At 69.3% G+C, this 20,438-nt stretch carries 17 protein-coding genes; 7 read left to right on the forward strand and 10 right to left on the reverse strand.

What is annotated here, in order from left to right:
* Nucleotides 1–7 precede the first annotated feature (7 nt).
* Together ACIQ0W_RS12055 and ACIQ0W_RS12060 are read left to right on the forward strand one after the other, a co-directional pair.
* Complete coding sequence (locus ACIQ0W_RS12055; RefSeq protein WP_396642988.1) at nt 8–1,333, forward strand: DUF58 domain-containing protein; 1,326 nt, start codon at nt 8–10, stop codon at nt 1,331–1,333.
* A 100-nt stretch (nt 1,334–1,433) separates the two neighbouring features.
* On the forward strand, nt 1,434–2,222 hold the full coding sequence (locus tag ACIQ0W_RS12060; RefSeq protein WP_396642989.1) for an aquaporin: 789 nt from the start codon (nt 1,434–1,436) through the stop codon (nt 2,220–2,222).
* 97 nt (nt 2,223–2,319) lie between these two features.
* Here the strand turns inward: ACIQ0W_RS12060 and katG are convergent, their stop codons facing one another.
* The 3 genes from katG to ACIQ0W_RS12075 form a co-directional block, all read right to left on the reverse strand.
* Nucleotides 2,320–4,644: a catalase/peroxidase HPI gene (gene katG / locus ACIQ0W_RS12065; RefSeq protein ID WP_396642990.1), complete on the reverse strand. Its 2,325-nt coding sequence runs from the start codon at nt 4,642–4,644 to the stop codon at nt 2,320–2,322.
* A 43-nt stretch (nt 4,645–4,687) separates the two neighbouring features.
* A complete protein-coding gene (locus ACIQ0W_RS12070) occupies nt 4,688–5,155 on the reverse strand; it encodes a Fur family transcriptional regulator (RefSeq protein ID WP_396642991.1) in 468 nt (155 codons plus the stop codon).
* A 72-nt stretch (nt 5,156–5,227) separates the two neighbouring features.
* Nucleotides 5,228–6,223 carry a stage II sporulation protein M gene (locus ACIQ0W_RS12075; protein ID WP_396642992.1) on the reverse strand — a complete coding sequence of 332 codons (996 nt, stop codon included), beginning with the start codon at nt 6,221–6,223 and terminating at the stop codon, nt 5,228–5,230.
* Between the two features lie 17 nt (nt 6,224–6,240).
* On the opposite strand from ACIQ0W_RS12075, the gene ACIQ0W_RS12080 reads away from it, so the two are divergent.
* Entirely contained in the window at nt 6,241–7,098 is an 858-nt protein-coding gene (locus tag ACIQ0W_RS12080) for an RDD family protein (RefSeq protein ID WP_396642993.1), read from the forward strand.
* A gap of 220 nt (nt 7,099–7,318) precedes the next feature.
* Here ACIQ0W_RS12080 and ACIQ0W_RS12085 read toward each other — a convergent pair whose 3' ends face one another.
* Complete coding sequence (locus tag ACIQ0W_RS12085) at nt 7,319–8,587, reverse strand: DUF222 domain-containing protein (RefSeq protein WP_396642994.1); 1,269 nt, start codon at nt 8,585–8,587, stop codon at nt 7,319–7,321.
* A 145-nt stretch (nt 8,588–8,732) separates the two neighbouring features.
* Nucleotides 8,733–8,939, reverse strand: a complete 207-nt coding sequence (locus ACIQ0W_RS12090) for a DUF3499 family protein (RefSeq protein ID WP_396642995.1) — start codon at nt 8,937–8,939, stop codon at nt 8,733–8,735.
* Nucleotides 8,940–9,078: 139 nt separating this feature from the next.
* On the opposite strand from ACIQ0W_RS12090, the gene ACIQ0W_RS12095 reads away from it, so the two are divergent.
* The gene (locus ACIQ0W_RS12095) at nt 9,079–9,525 is read left to right on the forward strand and encodes a metallopeptidase family protein (protein ID WP_396642996.1); all 447 of its coding nucleotides are present in this window, start codon (nt 9,079–9,081) and stop codon (nt 9,523–9,525) included.
* A 37-nt stretch (nt 9,526–9,562) separates the two neighbouring features.
* Here ACIQ0W_RS12095 and ACIQ0W_RS12100 read toward each other — a convergent pair whose 3' ends face one another.
* The 4 genes from ACIQ0W_RS12100 to manA all read right to left on the reverse strand — a co-directional run bounded on the left by ACIQ0W_RS12100 (nt 9,563) and on the right by manA (nt 15,898).
* Entirely contained in the window at nt 9,563–10,966 is a 1,404-nt protein-coding gene (locus ACIQ0W_RS12100; protein WP_396642997.1) for a DUF5719 family protein, read from the reverse strand.
* On the reverse strand, nt 10,963–14,172 hold the full coding sequence (locus ACIQ0W_RS12105) for a glycosyltransferase (protein WP_396642998.1): 3,210 nt from the start codon (nt 14,170–14,172) through the stop codon (nt 10,963–10,965). Before ACIQ0W_RS12105 ends, ACIQ0W_RS12100 begins: the two co-directional genes overlap by 4 nt.
* A gap of 57 nt (nt 14,173–14,229) precedes the next feature.
* Nucleotides 14,230–14,550: a WhiB family transcriptional regulator gene (locus tag ACIQ0W_RS12110; RefSeq protein ID WP_081766244.1), complete on the reverse strand. Its 321-nt coding sequence runs from the start codon at nt 14,548–14,550 to the stop codon at nt 14,230–14,232.
* A gap of 163 nt (nt 14,551–14,713) precedes the next feature.
* Nucleotides 14,714–15,898 carry a mannose-6-phosphate isomerase, class I gene (gene manA, locus ACIQ0W_RS12115; RefSeq protein ID WP_396642999.1) on the reverse strand — a complete coding sequence of 395 codons (1,185 nt, stop codon included), beginning with the start codon at nt 15,896–15,898 and terminating at the stop codon, nt 14,714–14,716.
* Between the two features lie 127 nt (nt 15,899–16,025).
* Between manA and ACIQ0W_RS12120 the strand changes: the two genes are divergently transcribed.
* From ACIQ0W_RS12120 to ACIQ0W_RS12130, 3 genes are read left to right on the forward strand one after another with little or no spacing between them, the layout of a single operon-like run.
* Entirely contained in the window at nt 16,026–17,429 is a 1,404-nt protein-coding gene (locus tag ACIQ0W_RS12120) for an O-antigen ligase family protein (protein WP_396643000.1), read from the forward strand.
* Entirely contained in the window at nt 17,426–18,754 is a 1,329-nt protein-coding gene (locus tag ACIQ0W_RS12125; RefSeq protein ID WP_396643001.1) for an O-antigen ligase family protein, read from the forward strand. Before ACIQ0W_RS12120 ends, ACIQ0W_RS12125 begins: the two co-directional genes overlap by 4 nt.
* 58 nt (nt 18,755–18,812) lie before the next feature.
* On the forward strand, nt 18,813–19,808 hold the full coding sequence (locus ACIQ0W_RS12130; RefSeq protein WP_396643002.1) for a glycosyltransferase family 2 protein: 996 nt from the start codon (nt 18,813–18,815) through the stop codon (nt 19,806–19,808).
* Between the two features lie 58 nt (nt 19,809–19,866).
* Here ACIQ0W_RS12130 and ACIQ0W_RS12135 read toward each other — a convergent pair.
* Nucleotides 19,867–20,438 (reverse strand): hypothetical protein (locus tag ACIQ0W_RS12135; protein ID WP_396643003.1); only part of this gene is annotated, 572 nt, incomplete at its 5' end.

The raw sequence follows: 20,438 nt of genomic DNA on the forward strand, positions 1-20,438 counted from the left end.
GGTCGCCGTGTTCGTCACCGGACGCCTCGCGGTTCTCGTCGGCCTCGGCGTCGTGCCCGTCATCCTGCTCTCGCTCGCCGCGAGCGCCGGCAGCGCGGATACCGTCGCGTGGGCGGGGGTTACCGGCTGGCTCCTGCTGTGCACCGTCGCGGCGATCGCGGATGCGTCGGCCGCCGCCGACCCGCGCGCCATTCGCGTCGAGCGCGACATGCCGGGTCGCGCGCGTCTCGGCGTTCCGGTGCGGGCGTCGATCATGGTTGCGGCCACGGGACGACGGCGCCTGCGCGGTCTCCTGCGCGACGGCTGGGAGCCGACGGCGGGCGCGGAACCCTCGCGTCACCGCCTCGACATCCCGCCGGGTGAGAGCCGCATCCTGCCGGTGACGTTCATCCCGAGACGGCGAGGCGAGCGGCGCACAGCGTTCGTCGTGGTCCGCACCCTCGGCCCCCTGGGACTTGCCGGACGTCAGGGCGTCACCCCCGCGCCGGCGTCGCTGCGGATCCTGCCCCCCTTCCACGCGAGCCGGCACCTGCCCTCGCGGTTCGCACGCCTGCGTGAGCTCGACGGGAGCACGAGCGTTCAGGTGCGCGGCCAGGGCACCGAGTTCGATTCACTGCGTGAATACGTCCGCGGCGACGACGTACGCTCCATCGACTGGCGCGCAACCGCGCGGGCGCGCACGACCATGCTGCGCACGTGGCGGCCCGAACGCGACCGCCACGTCGTCATCGTGATCGACACGGGGCGCACTTCTGCCGCCCGCGTGGGCGATGGCACGAGGTTGGATGCCGCGATGGAATCCGCTCTGCTGCTGGCCGCCCTCGCCGACCGGGCGGGCGACCACGTGCACCTGCTCATGTTCGACCGGGTCGTACGCGCCCGGGTGAGTGGTGTGCGCGGCGCCCGACTCCTGCCGGCGCTCGTCGACGCCATGGCGGGTGTCGAGCCGCAACTCATCGATACGGACTGGGATGCGGCACTCGCCCAGGCCTCCCGGTTGACGTCGCATGCGTCGCTCGTCGTTCTGCTGACCGCGCTCGACGCAGCCAGCGCGAGCCGGTCCCTGCTGGCCCGCCTCCCGGCGGTCGCGGCGCGGGGCCGCGTGCTGATCGGCGCCGTCACGGATGTGATGATCGAGCAGACCGCGGCGAAGCGTGAACGGAGCGATGACCTGTGGCTCGCCGCGGCGGCCGAACGCACTCTGCTCGACACGCGGCGCCTCAGCGACGGCTTGACGCGACTGGGGGCCGAGGCGATCCTGCGCGGACCGGACGAACTGCCCCCGCAGATCGCGGACCGCTACCTCGCCTTGAAGGCGGCCGGCCGGCTCTAGGCATCCGGCGGTCCGTTCGACGCGGTGACGTTTGTTGCGCGGCTCTCGCGCCAGGCGAACGCACGCCGCTACGCTCGGCACGAGAAGAGAGGAGTCCGCCATGTCGGAACCCGAAAAGACCCCCTCCACCGCCACAAAACTCGCCGCAGAAGCGCTCGGAACGTTCCTGCTCGTCTTCGGATCGATCGGGACGGCCCTGTTCGCCGCCAACTTCGGAATCAGCGACAACGGAACGCCCCTCGGCGTCGGCTTCCTCGGCGTCTCGCTCGCCTTCGGCCTGACCCTCATGGCGGGCATCTACGCCTGGGGCCCGATCTCGGGCGGTCACTTCAACCCGGCCGTGACCCTGGGACTCGCCGCGTCCGGTCGGTTCGAGTGGAAGAACGCACCGGGATACATCATCGCTCAGCTCGTCGGCGGTGCCGTCGGCACGACGCTGATCGTCCTGATCGGCCTGTTCGGGCCGGACGGATGGTTGCAGCTCGCCCAGGACGGGGGCTTCGCCAGCAACGGCTTCGCCGACAACTCACCGGGTGGCTTCGGAATCGGCGCGGCCATCATCGCGGAGGTGCTCTTCACGGCGATCTTCGTGATGGTCATCCTCGGGGTCACTCACGCGTCACGCGGCACGGGCCCGGCCCTCGCCGGTCTCTCGATCGGCCTCACGCTCACTTTCATCCACCTCGCGTCGATTCCCATCGACAACACCTCGGTCAACCCGGCCCGCTCGATCGCCACCGCGATCTACGGCGGCGGCGACGCGCTCGCCCAGCTGTGGGTCTTCATCGTGTTCCCGCTCGTCGGTGGTCTGATCGCCGGGTTCGCTCACCGGACGCTCTTCGAGCCCAAGCCCGCATTCCCGGCGCAGGCGGAGGCCCGCACGCGGTAGCGATCAGCGCCCACGCGCACGAAAGCGGCCCGCCCCGGAAGGGACGGGCCGCTTTCTTTTCGGCGCTGATCAGACGAGGCTGATCAGACGAGGCTGATCAGCGGAGGTCGAAGCGATCGAGCTCGGTGACCTTGCCCCACGCGGCGACGAAGTCGCGGACGAACTTCTCGTGCGCGTCGTCCGAGGCATACACCTCGGCCAGGGCGCGCAGCTCGGAGTTCGAGCCGAACAGCAGGTCGACGCGGGTGCCGCGGCCGAAGACCTCGTCCGTTCCGTCGATGCGACCTTCGAACGCGTGCGAGCCCGGGTCGAGCGGCTTCCACGTCGTGCCGAGGTCCAGGAGGTTGGCGAAGAAGTCGTTCGTGAGAACGCCGGGACGCTCCGTGAAAACGCCGTAGGCCGAGTCGTCCCAGTTCGCGCCGAGGACGCGAAGTCCACCGACGAGCACGGTCATCTCGGGCGCGGTCAGCGTCAACAGGTTCGCGCGGTCGATCAGGTGGTACTCGGCCGGCATCGGCGCGAGAGGGCCCTGATAGTTACGGAATCCGTCGGCACTCGGCTCGAGATATCCGAACGACAGCTCGTCGGTCTGCTCCTGCGTCGCGTCGGTGCGCCCCGGGTGGAACGGTACCTCGGCGTCGACTCCCGCATCCTGCGCCGCCTTCTCGACACCCGCGTTGCCCGCGAGCACGATCAGGTCCGCAAGCGAGACCTTCTTGCCGTCCGTGCGGCCGTCGTTGAAGGACGCCTGGACGCCCTCGAGCACGCCGAGCACACGTGCCAGCTGCTCGGGCTTGTTGACCGCCCAGTCCTTCTGCGGCGCGAGGCGGATGCGCGCGCCGTTCACGCCACCGCGCTTATCGCTGCCACGGAACGTGGATGCCGCGGCCCACGTCGTCGCGACGAGTTCGGCGACCGTGAGGCCGGACGCCACGATCTGCTGCTTGAGCGCCGTGGCGTCCGCCGCGTCGATGAGAACGTGGTCGACCGCGGGCACCGGGTCCTGCCAGATGAGCTCCTCGCTCGGCACCTCGGGTCCGAGGTAGCGGGCGATCGGGCCCATGTCGCGGTGCGTGAGCTTGAACCATGCACGCGCGAACGCGTCGGCGAAGGCCTCCGGGTCTTCGAGGAAGCGGCGCGAGATCGGCTCGTAGTCCGGGTCCATGCGCAGGGCCAGGTCGCTCGTGAGCATGCGCGGCTCGCGGCGCTTCGCCGGGTCGTGGGCCAGGGGCACCATGTCGGCTCCCCCGCCGTTGACCGGGCGCCACTGGTGTCCACCACCGGGGCTCTTCATGAGCTCCCAGTCGTAGGCGAACAGGATGTGGAAGAACTCGTTGTCCCAGCGCGTCGGGTGATAGGTCCACGTGACCTCGAGGCCCGACGTGATGGTGTCGTCGCCCTTACCGGTGCCGAAGTTGTTCTTCCAGCCGAGGCCCTGGTTCTCCAGGCCCGCGGCCTCCGGGTTGGCCTCGACGTTGGTGTCGGGGGCCGCGCCGTGCGTCTTGCCGAAGGTGTGGCCACCGGCGATCAGCGCGATGGTCTCTTCGTCGTTCATTCCCATGCGGCCGAAGGTCTCGCGGATGTCGCGGGCCGACGCCAGCGGGTCCGGGTTGCCGTTGGGGCCCTCGGGGTTGACGTAGATCAGGCCCATCTGCACCGCGGCGAGGGGCTTCTCGAGTTCCCGATCGCCCTCGTAGCGCTCGTCGGCGAGCCAGGTCGTCTCGGGGCCCCAGTACACGTCGTCGTCCGGCTCCCACACGTCGGGGCGGCCGCCGCCGAAACCGAAGGTGTCGAAGCCCATGGTCTCGAGTGCGACATTGCCGGTGAGGATCATCAGGTCGCCCCACGACAGGCTCTGGCCGTACTTCTTCTTCACGGGCCAGAGCAGTCGCCGCGCCTTGTCGAGGCTGACGTTGTCGGGCCAGCTGTTGAGGGGTGCGAAGCGCTGCTGGCCGGTGCCACCGCCGCCGCGACCGTCGGTCGCGCGGTAGGTGCCCGCCGAGTGCCAGGCCATCCGGATCATGAGCGGGCCGTAGTTGCCGAAGTCCGCGGGCCACCAGGGCTGGCTCTTCGTGAGCGTCTCCGCGATGTCGGCCTTGACCGCGTCGAGGTCGAGCGCGAGGAACGCCGCCCGGTAGTCGAATCCCGCGTCGAGCGGGTCGCGGGCCGGCTGGTTCTTCGCGAGGATCTTGAGGTTCAGCTGGTTCGGCCACCACACGCGGTTGGCCGAACCCGTCGTCGGGTGGGGCTGTGCCGTTGACTGGCCGTGGATGACGGGGCAGCTGCCATCGTCCGGGTTCGGGCTCGGACGCGTCTCGCCGTCCTCGCGCTCGTCTACGGGCGTGTCGATGTCGGTGACGGACTGGTCCGTACCGGTGGGATCGTTGCCGATTCCGGTGGTGGTCTCGTCGCTATCGCTCATGGTCTTCCTTCCTCGGGGTTCGTATCGGGGTTCGTCGTCGGGTTCAGGGGTTCACGGATGCCGCGGCGATGGCGGCGCTCGAGCAGTCGGGGCACGTGCCCCAGTACGTCACCTCGGCGGCGTGAACCGCGAAGCCGTGTGTATCGGAGGGCGTCAGGCAGGGCGCTTCGCCGACGGTACAGTCGACGTCGGCAATCGCTCCGCACTCCGTGCAGATGACGTGGTGGTGGTTGTCGTCGACGCGCAGCTCGAACAGCCCGGGCCGCCCGGCGGGCTCGATGCGCCTCACCAGCCCCGCGTCCTCGAAGTCGCCGAGGGCGTTGTAGACCGACTGCAAGCTCGTCTGCGGCACCGACAGGGCGACGATCTGGAAAACGGCGTCCGCGCTCGCGTGTGGACTGACCTGCAGAGCCTCCACGACGGCTCTCCGCGGTTCCGTCACCCGGAGGCCGGCACGCCGGATGAGCTCGGCGGCTTCCATCCCGTGAGGGAGGAGGGCGGTTGAACTCATCCCCCGAGTCTAGCGTCCAGTTTTGATTCACTCAAAACAAGCGGCCGTGAAAATCCGATGAACGAATGCCGCTCATCCGGAGACGAGGATCGGTGCGCCTGTTTCGGATTCGGACAGGTCGCCGGTCTCGCCGGCCCGCGCCGCCCGCCCCCCGACGAACAGCATGTAGAAGACGAACGCGCCCAGCGCCAGAGCGCCGATGCCGATCTTCACGACCCACGGCCACGGCTGCGCCGTCACGAAGCCCTCGATGATCCCCGACACCAGAAGAGCCAACAACAGCCCGATCGCCACGGTGGCGAGCGACCTGCCGGCGGACGCGAGCGCCTCCAGGCGGGTCCGCGGCCCAGGCGCGATCCAGGCCCAGAAGATGTGGAGCCCGGCGGCTCCGGCGACGAAGATGCACGTCAACTCGAGCAGACCGTGCGGAAGGATGAACAGCACGAAGACATCGCCGCGCTCGAAGGCGAACATCACGGCCGCCGCCGTTCCCACGCCAACCGCGTTCTGGATCAGCACCATGACGGGCCAGAACCCGGTGATCCCGAACAGGACGCACTGCGCGGCGATCCACGCGTTGTTCGTCCAGACTGTGCCCGCGAACACCGCCGCGGGATTCTCGGAGTAGTAGCTCGTGAACTCTTCCTCCGCGTAGTACTGCAGCCCCGCCCGGTCTCCGAGAGCCGCAACGAGGGCGGGATCGCCTGCCACCCACGCGGCGACGATCGCGACGATCGCGACGAAGAGGGCGGCGATCACGAGTGTCGTCCAGCGCACCCGGTACAGGGCCGCCGGAAGTTGCAGGGTGAAGAAGCGCGGCAGCGCTCGCAAGGGGTTCGCACTCGCCCGCGTCAGGCGCAGCCGCGCGGCCGCGAGCAGGGTCGAGACGACATCACCCTGGGGTGCGCGCCCCGCGGTCGATTTGATCTCGGCGAGATCGGCCGAAGCGGATTGGTAGCGCGCGACCAACTCGTCGGCTTCGGCGCCCGTCAAGCGGCGGCGCGCCGAGAGCACGCCGAGCCGTTCCCATTCGGCAGCCCGTGCGGCCGCCAGCGCGTCGAGGTCCACGCGCCTAAACTACCCGCATGACGCCTCGCCCCTCCCCCGAGGTCACCCACCGGGCCACCCATCTGGCCGAGGACGAAGTGCTCACCGGTGAGGCGGTCGCCCTCGACGTCCAGCCGACCGGCGTGTTGCTGCGGGCCGTCGGCGCGGTGATCGACATCCTGTTGGCGACCGTGCTGATGGTCGGCGCAGTGCTGGTGATCACGGGCCCTCTCGCGCCGCTGCTGCCCGCGGGCGCCCAGCAGATGACGGTGATCGTCACGCTCGTCCTCGTGCTCGTCGTGCTTCCGACCGCCGTCGAGGCCACGACGCGCGGGCGGAGCCTCGGCCGTCTGGCTGTGGGAACACGCATCGTGCGATCGGATGGCGGGGCGTCGGGATTCCGTCAGGCCCTGATCCGAGCCCTCGTGGGCGTGCTGGAGATCTACTTCACCCTCGGCGTGGTGGCGGTGCTCGCCGGCGCCTTCACCCCGCGATCGCAACGCCTGGGTGATCTGCTCGCGGGAACGTACTCGCAGAGAACCCGCGTGGCTCCCCTGCCGTCTCCGCTCCCACCGGTTCCCCCGATGCTCGAACAATGGGCATCGGTCGTGGACGTTGCACGCCTCCCGGACCGCCTCTCGCGGCGGCTCGCACAGTTTCTCGTTCAGGCCCCCCGGCTCGCGCCCGCGGCGCGTCACCGCATCGCGGAAGAACTGCGCGATGAGGTTTCCGCTTTCGTCTACCCGATGCCGAACACCGACCCCCTCACGGCGCTCCTCGGCATCGCGGCGGCGCGGCGCGACCGGGAGCTGCGCGCCCTGACCGCGCACGGTGAGCGGAGGGTCGAGCTCGCGCCGATCCTGGAGCGCGTTCCCCCCGGCTTTCCCCGGCGCTGAGGCGCCGCCGCTGAACCCGTCCCGATGACGGCCGACAGCGCAGCGAGCCTGTCGACGGGAGCACCCACGAACACGTACGACAGCAGCATCCCCGTCGTTGCGCGAGCGCGGCGAGACGAAACGTCCTCCATCACGGACGCTCCCACGGGGTGACGTCATTTCCTCTCGCCCCTTCCGGACCTCGCTCAATGACCGGAAGCGTCAGTGACCGGGGGTTCCCTCAGAACGGGGGCGGATCCGTGTTCGGGGTGAAGTGGATCGCCGGGGGTGGCCTGTCGATGTAGACGTGACCACCGGGTGAGGTCCATTCCAGAACTCCGCCGCCGAGTTGGCGGACGGTCCACGCCGTTTCGCCCTTGAGAATGTGGTGTCGTTTGCAGAGGCAGGCGAGGTTGCAGACGACGGTTTCACCACCCAGCGCGTAGTCGAGGGTGTGGTCCCGATCACACCGATGTGCGGGTTGCCGGCATCCCGGGAACCGGCAGTGCTGATCCCGCGCCCGGAGGAACCGTTTCATATCCGCCGAGGGCGTGTACCGGTCGACCGCGAGCACGCACCCGGTGATGGGATCGGCGAGAACTCGGTCCCAACCGGTCGCGTGTCCGGCGAGCTGGCGGGCGGTGGCGGGGTCGATCGGACAGCGGCCAACCAGCTCGGCTGGTTCATCGGTCACGCCGGCCAACGCGAGAGCCGGGACGGTGACGTTCACGATCCCGCGAATCGCGCCCAATCCGCCGAAACCATCCGAGAACCCGGCACCCGTTTCCACGGAAGGCGTCGTGGTGAGCATCATGTCCGCCACCAGGTCTGCACGGATCTGGTCGAGGGTGCGGGTGTCGGTCGGGTCGGCATCCTTGATCGCCCGGGCTTGCTGCGTGATGCGATCGTGCATCGCATGAGCCAACACCGCGGGTTGGGTGGAAATGAACTCCGCCATCCCGTCGCCGATATCCCGCACGCACGCACCCCGCGATGCGCGTGCTTCCTTGTGGCGCTCCGCGAGCGGACGCGGCTGCAGCGACTCCGCGAGCCGCGCGAGCGATGCTCCGAGTCGCCCGGGCGTTGTCCCCTCGGCACGAAGCAGTGCTTCAGCCTCGAACTCCGCCCGCGCGTCGGGGTCGGTGAGGGGGAGTCCGTGTTCCATGATCACCGCGACATGGCCGCGAGCGATCCGTCCCTCTTCCCACGCGTTGAACGTCGCGGGAAAGGACTCCGCCAATACAGCGGCGTCGTTCATGCGGCGTTGCACGGTCCGGTCGGACATGTTCGCCGCAGCGGCCATCTCCGCCGCCAAAGAACGGAACGGCAACTCAGCTTCGCGTGAGGAGGGGGAGGCGAGTTCCGCGACCCGGTGCATCCCCTCCGCAGCCGCCTCCGCAAAGATGCGAGCCAAAGCGGCCTGCCCCTGCTCGGCTACACGCACCGCCTCAGCGCAGCGGACCGCGAAGTCCCGAGCCTTGGCATCAACCCCACAAGAAATCGAATGCATGTTCGAAACTTTACGGACGACCACCGACATCCGAACCCCGAAAATGGCCCGAAATCGCGCGGAATGAAGGCGAGATGATGAGAGTTTTCACATATAGAACGGGCACGGGATTTTCGACGAATCCTGACGCGGACTTCGCCCGCGCTCAGGCGCGGAGTGTCTCGTGACGCACGACGACCCAGCCCTTCGGAACCGACATCCGCTCCGTGTGGATGGAGCAGAGGTCGTGCGCGTGCGGATCGTCGGCAGCTCCCAGGGGTCCCAGAGCAGCCATCTGGTCGCCGTAGTCGTAGGTCAGCGTCGAGATGGCCTCGCGGGCGCAGCCCACTTTCGAGCAGAGTCTTCCATGCATCGACGTCAGCGTAGTCGCGCTATGGACCACCCCGGCCGCGGCGCGCGGTGCCCGGCCACAGAGCACCCCCATGCGCGGTCCGGATGACGGGGCCCGAGCCCTGCGGATGCGCGCCCGGGCATCGGCCTAAGATCGAGGCATGATCGCTCGGCGAGGAAAGTCTGCGCGCGGGGGCGATCCCGGCCCACGCCCGGATCGCCATGGGCGGCACGGCCGTCAGGGCCGGAGCCCGGTCGTCCGCCCGCCGATCGGACCGCTCGACACCCGGTTCGAGCGCTTCGATATCGCGGTCGGCGCGGCATCCGATTTTCTCCGTTCCGCGTGGCCCGAACTGCGCGACGTCGAATTCCATATCGGACACATGCCCACCGAGCCGCACGAAGAGGGAATCCCGCGCTGGCACATCGATCGCGAAGCACGGCGAATCGTGCTCTTCCGCATCCCCATCGAGCGCCTGGTACGAACCCACCGGGACGATGAGCTCCACCGCCGCATGATGATCGAGGGCAACGTCTTCCGGGCCGCCGCCGAGTATCTCGATCGCGATCCGTGGGACCTGGGTCCCGAGCGCTTCCGCTACTTCTGACGGGCCCGGCCGATGCGTCGCGTCATCCGGCGTCCACTCAGGGGACGATGACGACCGCGGCCGATGCCTGCGCGGACGCGGCCACGGGATAGCCCGCCAAAGCGGCCGCGCCGGCGTAGCCGATGGATGCGAAGACGGTTCCGGATGCTTCGATTCGCCACACACCGGGGGTGATGTCCATCGTCTGCGAAACACCCGCCGGAAGCGTCAGCTGAAGAGGTGCGCCGCCGCTCAGGGGGGTCAGCGTGACCTGCACGGACTCGGCATCGGCCGCAACGCGGAGGGAGGGCGACGTGTCCGCGGGCGCCTGTGCGACCGCGACGTGCGAGGGTTCGTCCAGTGCCGGGGAGGCAGGGATCCACGCATTGTCACGGACACCGTCCGCGGCAGTCGAACTCCAACCCGCAGCGACCACGGGCGATGAAGCCTCGACCTCGACGGTGTATGTGCCGGCCGTGAGGCCGGGCAGATCGATCTCGAGCGGCACGCCCGCGCTCAGGGGAACATCGACCGGCGTGTTGGCGGGCTGGGTGGCGCCCACGGCGTACACACGGATCGTCGCCGTGACGTCCTGGGTCGGAGCGAGCACCCGCACCGAAGCGGTGGCGACGTTGCTCGCGGCCCCATCGCCGGGTGTCGGCGTGACCAGACCGACGATGACCTGGCGCTCGGCGGGCACCGAGGTGGGCCCGGTGACATCGAGCCCGACGGGCACGAGCGTCTGCGTGCGACTCGACTGAAGGCTCGCGACGACGGCAGCGCCCTGCGCCTGCACCCGGACAACGGGCGCGAGCTCACCGAGAGCGAGACCGGCGAGGGGCAGCACGACCTGCGAGCCCGCCGCGACGACGATGTCCCGCCCGCCCGGAGGGGTGAGCGCCCCGCTCGAGGCGTAGACCGTGAGCTGCACCGTCGCCGGCACGTCCCCGGGGTTCGCGAGGGCCACGAGGTCCGCGGATCCCGTCGTCGTCGCGCCCCCGACGAGCCACGACTCGAACTGCGGTGCGGTGCACGCGGCGGCCGCGAATCCGAGCAGGTCCTCGTCCCCCACGGAAGCGGATTGGGCTCCGGCGACGACCGCGGGCACGTCACCGGAGGGGTCGAGCCGCAGCACGCGCGGCCCATCGCCCACGGGAGCGCTCAGCACGTCCTCCCGCGGGGTCCCGTCCGGCGAGCCGGACACGACGGACGCGTCACCGGCGACCGAGACATCGCCCGCCGCTCCGACCGTCCTGCCGGTGGCGAGCAGCGGACCCGGGCACACCGCCACCGTCTGCGACGGTGTGGGCGTATCGACGATACGAAGCGCGTCCCGCGCGATGCCGGGCACATTGGCTCCGACCGCCGCGATGACGATGGCGACGATCAGGACCGCGAGCAACGCCCCGATGAGCACCCGCGTTCCCGTCGTCAACGCTCGCAGCCAGCCCGTCGCCCTCATGCTCGGTCCTCCCCGTTCGAGTCCCGCGCCGAGTCGTCGGTCAACGCTTCGTCCGGCTCGGCTCGGTCGGTCTGCCGCTCGCCCTCCCGCTCGACCTGCTCCCGCTCGACCTGCTCCCGCTCGACCTGCACCCGCTCGACCTGCTCCCGCTCGACCTGCTCCCGCTCGACCTGCTCCGGCCCGACCTGCTCCGGCCCGACCTGCACCCGCTCGACCTGCGCGGGCTCTATCCGCTCGGCCCCGACGGTCTCGGTCGCACGCCGCGCGCGCACCGAGTCACGCGTGGTCTTCGGGCCGGTGCGCGGCGCACCCGCCGGGCGCCCGGACCGGCGGTCCGTGACTCCCACCAGACGCGAACGGGATCGGGCGGCACGACGCGACGCGGCGGTCGGGAATGCGAGCAGCAGGGCGATGAGGACGATGATCGCCTGCCCGCCGGCGATCGTGCGCTGAATGGCGGCGTCCGTGCGGCTGAGCGGCTCACGCGGCGCGATGAAGATGTCGTCCGTGACCCGCCAGAGCTTGCCCCGCACGGTGTCGCCGACGGATTCCAGTCCGGCGCGTGCGTCCAGGGAAGCGACCGCCTGAAGCGATAGGGCATCGGATGCCTCCGTGCCCGCACCCTCCCCCAGCAGAACGAAACCGATACCCTCGGCGGCGAGTTCGCCTGCCGCATCGACCACACTCGGCGACACTAGCTCGGCGGACAGCGCGGCGAGGTCTTCTGCCGACGCCGTGGGCTCCGTCGCGGTGCTCAGCTGAGTCGTCTGACCGCCGAGTGTCTCACTCGCGCCCCAGACCACGCGTGCCGAGACCGCTCCATCGGCGAGGGGGGTGAGAACGAGCGTGCCGAGATCGGGATCGTCCCGACCGACCGCGGCCACGAATGCCGGCAGAGTGGACGAGCGACCGTTCTGCAGCGCGGCACGATCCTGGATCGTCGCGGAGAGTGCGGGAAACGACAGCATCACGACGCCGGCGACGGCGATGACGACCGCCCAGGGCCGAAGGGCCCCGACCGGTCGCGCGAGCGGAGTGTCCGCCGTGACGACCGCCGCACCCGCGACGCCGAGCCAGGCAAGGCTCAGGGCGCTTCCCGGCCAGAGCGCCACAGGCGTACCCGCCGCGAACTGCACCACGAAACCCGCGGCGAAGAAGGCTGATCCGAGCCCCAGCACCGCGACACCGACCAAGGTCCCGCCGACGGGCCAGCGCGGAGTGCTGAGCGACAACAGGGCGAGCACGGCCAGTGGCACCAGGGGAAGCGCGAGCCACCAGACGGCACCGACGTCGCCAGCGCCATCGGTGCCGGTCACACTCAGCCAAGCCGTCCAGCCGGCGACATCGGGTGTCGGGAATCCACTGGCCAGCAGAGCCCGACCGGCGACATCCGCCGCAGCCTGAGGCGCCGCCCACACCAACCCCGGGTCGGCGAAGATGCCCCAGAGGTCGCCGTTACGGATGCCCCGGAACCAGATCAGCGGGGCGAAGATCGCCAGCGCCGGTACGGGCAGCCAGGCGACACGCGCCGCGCCTCGTCCCGCTGTCACGAGTGCGGCGAGCCAGAGCACGACGAATGCGGGGGCGAGCGAGGGCGCACAGGCGACGACGGCGGCCAGCAGCAAAGAAGCCACACCCGCGGAGCCCCATGATCGACGCGTCATGGCGCCCGCGTAGAAGAGCCAGGGAAGAAGGAGGTGGACCAGTACGGCGGCGGGACGGCCCTGCATCAGGGCGGTCAGGAAGGTCGGCGCGAGGGCCCACAGAACAGCGGCCGCGATGCGCAGGCCGGAACGTTCGGTCAGCCGCGTCGCGGCGAACCATCCGCCGAGCGCCGCCAGGGGGAGCGCCAGGATCCAGAGGACGACGAGGGCCATCGACGGGTTCCACGGGGTGAGACTGCCCAGGATCGCAACGACCGCCGCGAAGGGGTCTGCGGGTCCGACGACGTTCAGGCCCAACTCACGTCGGCCGTATGCGGCATCACCCCAGAGCCCCTGGAGGGTCGACGAGAGGGGAAGCAGCCCCCCACCCTCCACGCTGGTCCAAGCGAGCAGCGGGAAGAAGGCGATCGCCCCGACCGCGAGGGCTGCGAGCACCGTCCAGGCGCCGCCGCCGGTGAAGAACCTGAGTTCCGTGCGGACATCGGCTTCGGTGGCCATGTCATCCGGATCATCGAAGCGCCGCACCAGTTCCGATCGCGTCACACGCAGCGGCGCGAGTTGCGACCACGGCACGCGGATGCCGGTGGCCCGTGCCGCCGCTCGAATCCGTCCCCGCGCCCGCGCCACGGCGCCCACGCGAGCCCAGGCCAGGGCGCTCGCGCGCCACTCGCCGATGACCGAGCCCGGCGACTTGCGGATGAGGTGCAGGATCGTCCGTGCGGCCGCGAGCGGCGGGATGCTCAGCCAGATCAACGGGACGAGTCCGGGCAGAGCGTAGACAAGGCGGCGATGCAGTTGCGCCGTCCGCGCCATGAATTCTCGTTGGCGGGTGCGGCGGCCGTCGCGGGGCGCAGGCAAGCCCGCGACGCCGTCACCCGCGACCGAGACGCGCGCCGCCGGCACGAGAGCGATCCGACCGCCGATGAAGCGACTCCGGACGCCGAGATCGAGACCTTCGTCCGCCCCCTCCAGGCCGGGGTCGATTCCACCGAGCAGGTCCCAGACGGCGCGGCGCACCAGCAGACCACGCACGTCCGCACCGAGCGCGTCCTCGGCCCCATCGTGCTGACCCTGGTCGAGCCGGCCGTCCACGAGGCCGACGCTGCGCCCGTAACGGGTCATCGATACACCGAGCGAGACGATCGCGTCCGGGGCGTCCCATGCGACGAGCTTCGGCGCCGCCGCGGCAACCGACGGCTGGACTTCGAGCGATCCCGCCAGCAGGCGAAGGGCGTCGGCATCGGGAGCCGTGTCCTGGGCAAGCAGCCAGACGGCGTCGGCATCGCCGAGGCGCGCGCTCGCCATCCGGACGGCGCCGGCGTATCCGGTGTTGCGCGGCGCCTCGATGACGGCTTCCGCCCCGGCCGATGTCGCCAGTTCAGTCAGGCGAGCGGGAACACGACCGCAGACGACCAAAGTCAGCGCATCCGGGCGCCGGGCGCCCGCTCCCACCGACTCGAGGGTCCGTTCGAGGTGCCGAAGCGCCTGGTCGTCCGCGCCATCGACGCGCACGACCAGAAGAGCATGAACACGGGCTGGCATGACTCCGTCAGCCTAGGCGCGCTCTGCCGCACCCAGCGGGTGAACGCGCCGCGCGCGTCAGACCGCCCGGCGCTTCAGCTTGCGGCGCTCGCGCTCGGAGAGCCCTCCCCAGATGCCGAAGCGCTCGTCGTTCGCCAGTGCGTAGTCGAGGCACTGCCCCCGCACCTCGCATGTCGTGCAGACGCGCTTGGCGTCCCGCGTGGATCCGCCCTTCTCCGGGAAGAAGGCCTCCGGATCCGTTTGCGAGCACAGCGCATCGGTTTGCCACGACAAGGGATCTTCGTCCTCGACAGGCCGTCGAACTCCCGGAACCCCCAAATTAACCGGGTCGACGAACCAGTTGTCGGGAACGCCGGAACGATATTCCGTACCCGCCATTTCGTCTCCCACCTCTTAGTCCCCCCACACACGCAATCGCGTAGGACTAATTACACCGTTGTCATTCGCTCCAGGTCAAGCGCGGCATCGTAAACCCTCAATCCGGAGATGAAGCTTCACGACGCGCCGGTCCGGGCGTGTCGGCAGTCGGCAGCCTCGGGGCTCACGCGGGGGCGAACCGGCCAGGGCGAGCCAGAAAAACCTCGCCGACGCCCGTGATTCGTACGCGGCCTTCATCGGGAGTGATCAAGCAGGCCTCCCCCGGAGCCAGGGTGACGGCGCCGGCGGATCCGACGATCGTGGACGTTCCGTTCGTCGCCAATGCGATCGCGGCGCCGAGAAGTTCGACGGATGTCTCGCCCTCCGTTCCTTCGGGGCGTCGGACTCGCACGAGTGCGAAGTCCGATACGGGCGGCGCGAAGATCTCGACCCCGGGCGCCACGGCCTCCGGAGCGAGCAGCGCGACGCGGCCGGGACGCGTGTCCAGCACGCTCAGCAGCTCGGGAACATCGACATGCTTCGGTGTCAGCCCGCCACGGAGCACATTGTCGCTCGCGGCCATGATCTCGACCCCGAGGCCGCGCAGATAGGCGTGCGGCACTCCCGCCGGCACGAACAGCGCCTCGCCCTCGGCCAGCACGATGCGATTCATCAGCAGCGCGACAACGACGCCCGGATCGCCCGGATACGCCTTCTCCACCCGTCGGATCGCGGCGAAATCGTCCGCGAACCGCGAGCGGCCCGGCGAACACACTGCCGCGATCAGCGCTGCGGCTCCCGCGACCTCGCCCGCCAGCGACGCACGGACGAAAGAAGCGATCGCTGAGCGTGCGTCATCGTGACGGAGCCCTCGACGCAACCGGGCGACATCCGGATCGTCGACGCCCATGTCATCCAGGAGTTCGACGATCTCGTCCGCGGGCCGGAACCCGGCGAGCGCTTCGAAGTCCCCGTCGATGGCGACGATCACCTCGGGCTTGTGGTTGGCGTCCCGATAGTTGCGGTGCGGGGCATCCCGAGGCACAGAGGACGCCTCTTCTCGGTCGTAGCCCACGCGCGCCTGATCCAGGGTGGGGTGCGCTTGGATCGAGAGCGGCGAGTCCGCGGCCAGCAGCTTGAGGAGGAACGGAAGGGGACCGGTGATGCCCCGGGCCTCGCCCTCGTCCGCGATCCATGCGTCGAGGGTCCGTCCCGTGCCGTCTTCGACGGTCGCGGGAGCGCCGGGGTGATCGCCGAACCACAGCTCCGCCTCCGGCATCGTGGACGGCGGACGTCCCTGAAGGCGCGATATCGCATCGCGAGAGCCCCAGTCATAGCTGCGCGGGACATTCGAGAGCGACACGAGCATGCGAACAGCCTAAATCGACTGCTGCGATCCTCCGTCCCTGCTTCGGCGTCGCGCGAGGAGTTGCCGTCAGGGCGGCGACGCCCCGCGCCCCGGCCGGGCCACGTGATGCGGGTACCCTGATTGCACCATGGCCGTCCACACGCGACACCCCGTTGGCGCCCCTCCCGCGGCGCCCATCCGCGAATCCACGGGGCACCTGCTGTTGCGCGCCTACACGATCTTCGTCCTGTTCACCGCGCTCGCGACGACGTTCTGGTTCAACCTGCTCGGCGCCGTCGGACTCGTGGTTCTCGTCTGCGCCTCGACGCTCGCCAGTGGCGTCTTGTGGGCCGTGCTCCGTCCCGTGATCGCGTGGCGCCAGCTGCCGTGGCTGCCGCTCGCCTACGTCGCCTGGGCTGCAGCCTCGGTGATCTGGTCGACGTGGCGCGATGCGACCGTGCTCACCTGGGTACTGCTCGCCGCGACGACCGTCCAGGGCCTCTTCGTCGCGAGCGTGCTGACGTGGCGTGAGCTCGTGCGCGCGATCGCCTCCGCTCTGAAGTGGGTCATGGCTCTGTCGATCCTGTTCGAGCTGTGGGTCTCGCTCATCGTGCAGCATCCGATCCTGCCGAACTTCCTGCTCTGGGACGGCGACATCGTCACGGAACTGGACTGGTCGCGCAACAACCTTTTCGACGGCGGGCGCATCCAGGGCATCGTCGGCAACGCCCATCTGCTCGCGACCGCCGCCCTGCTCGCGATCATCGTCTTCGCGATCCGCATAGCTTCGGGGGCGCCGCGTCGGGCACTCCTGTACGGATGGATCGTCCTGTCGGCGTTCCTCCTCTGGCGCTCGGGCTCCGCAAGCGTGTGGCTCGCGGTCGTCGCGGTGGCGGTCGTTCTCGGGACGGCGCTCCTCATGCGGACGACCCGCAGACCGGGCGAGCGCACCAAGTTCTACATCGCGTACGCCGCCATCGGCCTGGGTGGGGCCCTCGCGGCCTGGTTCGGGCGTGATGCGATCCTGGAGCTGCTCGGCCGGGGAGGCGACCTCACGGGCCGCACGGGCATCTGGGAGGACGTGTGGGCCCGGGTGGTCGAGCATCCCGTACTGGGTTGGGGGTTCTCCACCCCGTGGCTGCCGTGGGTACCCGAGATCGACGGATGGATCGTGGTGAACGATCTGACCGTGTTCCACGCGCACAACATGTGGCTCGACGCCCTCTTCCAGGTCGGCGCCATCGGCCTGGGTCTGCTCGTGCTGACCTATGTGGCCCTGATCTGGCGGGCGTGGTTCTTCGCGATCGACCGCCCCCGGTGGGACCTGACGGCCGACCGGCCCTACCAGGCGCTCACCCTGCTGCCGACGCTCGTCATGACCGTGCTGCTGGTCCAGGGCCTCGCAGAATCCCGCCCCCTCTCCGAGTGGGGCTGGCTGTTCGTCGTCATGCTGTCGCACAAGATCGGGCAGTCGCCGCTCGTGGGCGAGGGCCCGGCGGAGCGCAGACTCGCGATGGAGCGCGGCGAGCAGGTCGAGCGGACGGCGCGGTGACGAACCCCGCGCGGATGCCGCGGCATCCGTTGCTCGAGTGGACCTGGGACGCGCTCGATTCCGCGGCTTTCGCGCGAGCGTTCACCCTCGCGGTGTTCGGGACGGTGGCTCTGTCGTTCGCCATCCAGCGGACCGCCGGAGTCGTGACCTACTCCACGATCATCGCGGGACTGTGCGCCGTGGGCGTGGCGGTACTCGTGCGCCGTCGGCACGAGGTGATGATCGTGCGGCTGGTGCCCACGACCCTCGTACTGTTCTTCGTGTGGCTTGCGGCCACGGCCGTGTGGAGCACGGAACCACCCCGAACGCTGATCGGATGGCTCGTTCTCTCAGGACCCGCGTTCCTGGCCATCGTCATCGGACACGTCCGCGACACCCTTCAGACGGTGCGAGCCCTCGGCGACACGCTGCGCACTCTCCTCGCCATATCGCTCGCGCTCGAGATCCTCTCGGGCATCCTTCTGGACCTGCCGATCAGGTTCCTGGGGATCCAGGGCAACATCGTTCTGGGCGGTCCCATCCAGGGCATCTTCGGCACACGCAACATGCTCGGCTTCGTCGCCGTGATAGCGCTCATCACGTTCGTCATCGAGTGGCGTACCCGGTCCATCCCCCGCGGTCTCGCGATCTTCTCACTCGTCCTCGGGGGGTTGCTCGCGCTGCTCTCCGCATCCCCGACCGTCTTCGTCCTCGCGCTCGCGGTCGCCGTCGCCACGGGCGCGCTGGCGCTCGTGCGGCACGCGCCGCCCGAGCAACGACGAACCCTGCAGATCTCACTCCTGTCGCTCGTCGTCGTCGGCGGTGTGTTCGCATACTTCTTCCGTCGCGCGATCATCGCGATCCTGAATGCGGGATCCGACTTCGCCACGAGAGCCGAACTGTGGGACACGATCCTGAACATCTACGTGCGATATCGGCCGATCCAGGGTTGGGGGTGGGTCGGAGCCTGGCCGGTTGAGGAGTTCCCCTACACCTCGATCAACATCATCACGGACGAGGCGCACGCGACTGCCCTCAACGCGTATCTCGACGTGCTCTTGCAGACCGGATGGGTGGGCCTCCTGCTCTTCGCCGGGATGTGCGCCCTCGCCCTCGTCCGCTCGTCGCTCGTCGCGAGCAAGCGGCGCTCCGTGCTCTACGCCTGGACTCCCCTCATTCTGATCACGCTGCTCGTCGACTCGATGTTCGAGAGCTTCACCCTCGGCGGATTCGGGTGGCTCCTGCTCGTGGTGTGCGTCGTTCGCGCCGGGCTCAGCCGGTCGTGGCGGGAGGGCATCCGGCCCGCGAGCCCGCCGCCACCGCTCCCCCTCAGTGGGGAACGGTAGACCCGGGTTCACGGGCACCGAAAAGGGGAAGCTGCCGGGCCGGTAGGATGGAGGCGTCATGCCACAGAGCCCAGAAGCGACGGAATCTTCGTCGACCGAAACCGCATTCGATCCGGCATCGGCGACCATCGCGATCGTGACGTACAACCGCTCGGCGCTCTTGGCGAAGCTGCTCGCCTCGATCGTGCGGATGGATCCTCACCCGGGACACGTCGTCGTCATCGACAACGCATCCGTCGATGACACCGCCGAGGTCGTGGAATCCTTCCGCGAACAGATCCCCGCGACGATCGTCTACCGGCGCCTCGAGACGAACACCGGCGGTTCCGGTGGCTTCAGCGAGGGCATGCGCGTTGCGTACGAGCTCGGCTCGACGTGGATGTGGCTGATGGACGACGATGTCGAGGTCCTGCCCGACGGCCTCGCCCGGATGGGCGTGTGGGCTCCGCGGTTCAAGAGCATCCAGGGTCGGCGCTACGACTACGACGGCAGCGAGTTCTACTGGCAGTACCGCCTGTCGATCCCCCTCGGCATCCCCATCCCGTTCGCTCCGGCGGGATTCGACGAGGCGCGCTATCGCGAGATGAACTCCGGATGCTTCGAGGGCATGTTCATCCACCGCGACATCGTGCGGAAGGTCGGCCTGCCCGACCCGCGGTTCTTCATCTACTGGGATGACTCGGTGTACGGATGGCTCGCGTCACGCCATACGACCGCGGTCATCGTCGACGAGTTCGTCCTGCGGCGCACTCGAGAGATCCGGCAGTGGGACATGGGTGTTCGCCACTTGAACGCGTCGAGCAACGCGTACCGCTACTACATCATGCGAAACCGCGGGCACATGCGGCACTACTTCCGGACCCAGGGTGCGCTTCGTCCCGTCCGCTTCGCGATGGGAACGTTCCTGACCTTCGCGAAAGAGCTGATCCGTCTGGTCTTCGTGGAGCGCACGGTCCGCGGTACGAGCAACCTGTGGCGGGGACTCCGAGACGGGCGCAAGATCGCACGCGACAAGACGTGGCAGCCCATGCCACCGCTGGCCGCGCAACCGTGATCAGCCTCGTCGAATCGAACTCTCGGCCGGTGTGTCGGCCGCAACCGAACGCCGCGAGTCAGCCCGCGACGTAGTAACCGGCGATGTCCGCCAGCAGGTGTACGGAGCCAGGCGAATTGTTCGTCACCCTGATCCTGCCGTCAGAGCCCAGCTTCACCGTGGCCAGGTTCGCGATCGTCTGCCCCCCGGTGAAGTTCACATTCGACGCCGTCGGTTGATCGACGCCCGACGGATACACCGTGAGGAATCCACCCGTCGACGCCCCGGCAACAGTCACGTTCACCACCACCGCAGTCACACCGGACACGGGAACACCAGCACGGCCCGTCACCTGCACATCAACAGATCCGAACCCCGCCACCGCTGCCCGAAGCGCCCCGTTCCCCGTCCGAGTATCCAAAATACGAGACGGCGACACACTCACGAAACCACCCGCCGCCTCCGGCGCGCCAGCGACGTCGTCGCCCGCGACGTAGTAACCGGCGATGTCCGCCAGCAGGTGCACGGAGCCAGGCGAATTGTTCGTCACCCTGATCCTGCCGTCAGAGCCCAGCTTCACCGTGGCCAGGTTCGCGATCGTCTGCCCCCCGGTGAAGTTCACATTCGACGCCGTCGGTTGATCGACGCCCG

The organism is Microbacterium sp., assembly GCF_044340635.1.
Taxonomy (GTDB): domain Bacteria; phylum Actinomycetota; class Actinomycetes; order Actinomycetales; family Microbacteriaceae; genus Microbacterium.

What these genes read in the sequence shown, in the direction of transcription:
- ACIQ0W_RS12060 (WP_396642989.1), top strand. Translation starts at nt 1,434, where the DNA reads ATGTCGGAACCCGAAAAGACCCCCTCCACCGCCACAAAACTCGCCGCA.
- katG (WP_396642990.1), bottom strand. Translation starts at nt 4,644, where the DNA reads ATGAGCGATAGCGACGAGACCACCACCGGAATCGGCAACGATCCCACC.
- ACIQ0W_RS12070 (WP_396642991.1), bottom strand. Translation starts at nt 5,155, where the DNA reads ATGAGTTCAACCGCCCTCCTCCCTCACGGGATGGAAGCCGCCGAGCTC.
- ACIQ0W_RS12080 (WP_396642993.1), top strand. Translation starts at nt 6,241, where the DNA reads ATGACGCCTCGCCCCTCCCCCGAGGTCACCCACCGGGCCACCCATCTG.
- ACIQ0W_RS12085 (WP_396642994.1), bottom strand. Translation starts at nt 8,587, where the DNA reads ATGCATTCGATTTCTTGTGGGGTTGATGCCAAGGCTCGGGACTTCGCG.
- ACIQ0W_RS12090 (WP_396642995.1), bottom strand. Translation starts at nt 8,939, where the DNA reads ATGCATGGAAGACTCTGCTCGAAAGTGGGCTGCGCCCGCGAGGCCATC.
- ACIQ0W_RS12095 (WP_396642996.1), top strand. Translation starts at nt 9,079, where the DNA reads ATGATCGCTCGGCGAGGAAAGTCTGCGCGCGGGGGCGATCCCGGCCCA.
- ACIQ0W_RS12100 (WP_396642997.1), bottom strand. Translation starts at nt 10,966, where the DNA reads ATGAGGGCGACGGGCTGGCTGCGAGCGTTGACGACGGGAACGCGGGTG.
- ACIQ0W_RS12105 (WP_396642998.1), bottom strand. Translation starts at nt 14,172, where the DNA reads ATGCCAGCCCGTGTTCATGCTCTTCTGGTCGTGCGCGTCGATGGCGCG.
- ACIQ0W_RS12110 (WP_081766244.1), bottom strand. Translation starts at nt 14,550, where the DNA reads ATGGCGGGTACGGAATATCGTTCCGGCGTTCCCGACAACTGGTTCGTC.
- manA (WP_396642999.1), bottom strand. Translation starts at nt 15,898, where the DNA reads ATGCTCGTGTCGCTCTCGAATGTCCCGCGCAGCTATGACTGGGGCTCT.
- ACIQ0W_RS12120 (WP_396643000.1), top strand. Translation starts at nt 16,026, where the DNA reads ATGGCCGTCCACACGCGACACCCCGTTGGCGCCCCTCCCGCGGCGCCC.
- ACIQ0W_RS12130 (WP_396643002.1), top strand. Translation starts at nt 18,813, where the DNA reads ATGCCACAGAGCCCAGAAGCGACGGAATCTTCGTCGACCGAAACCGCA.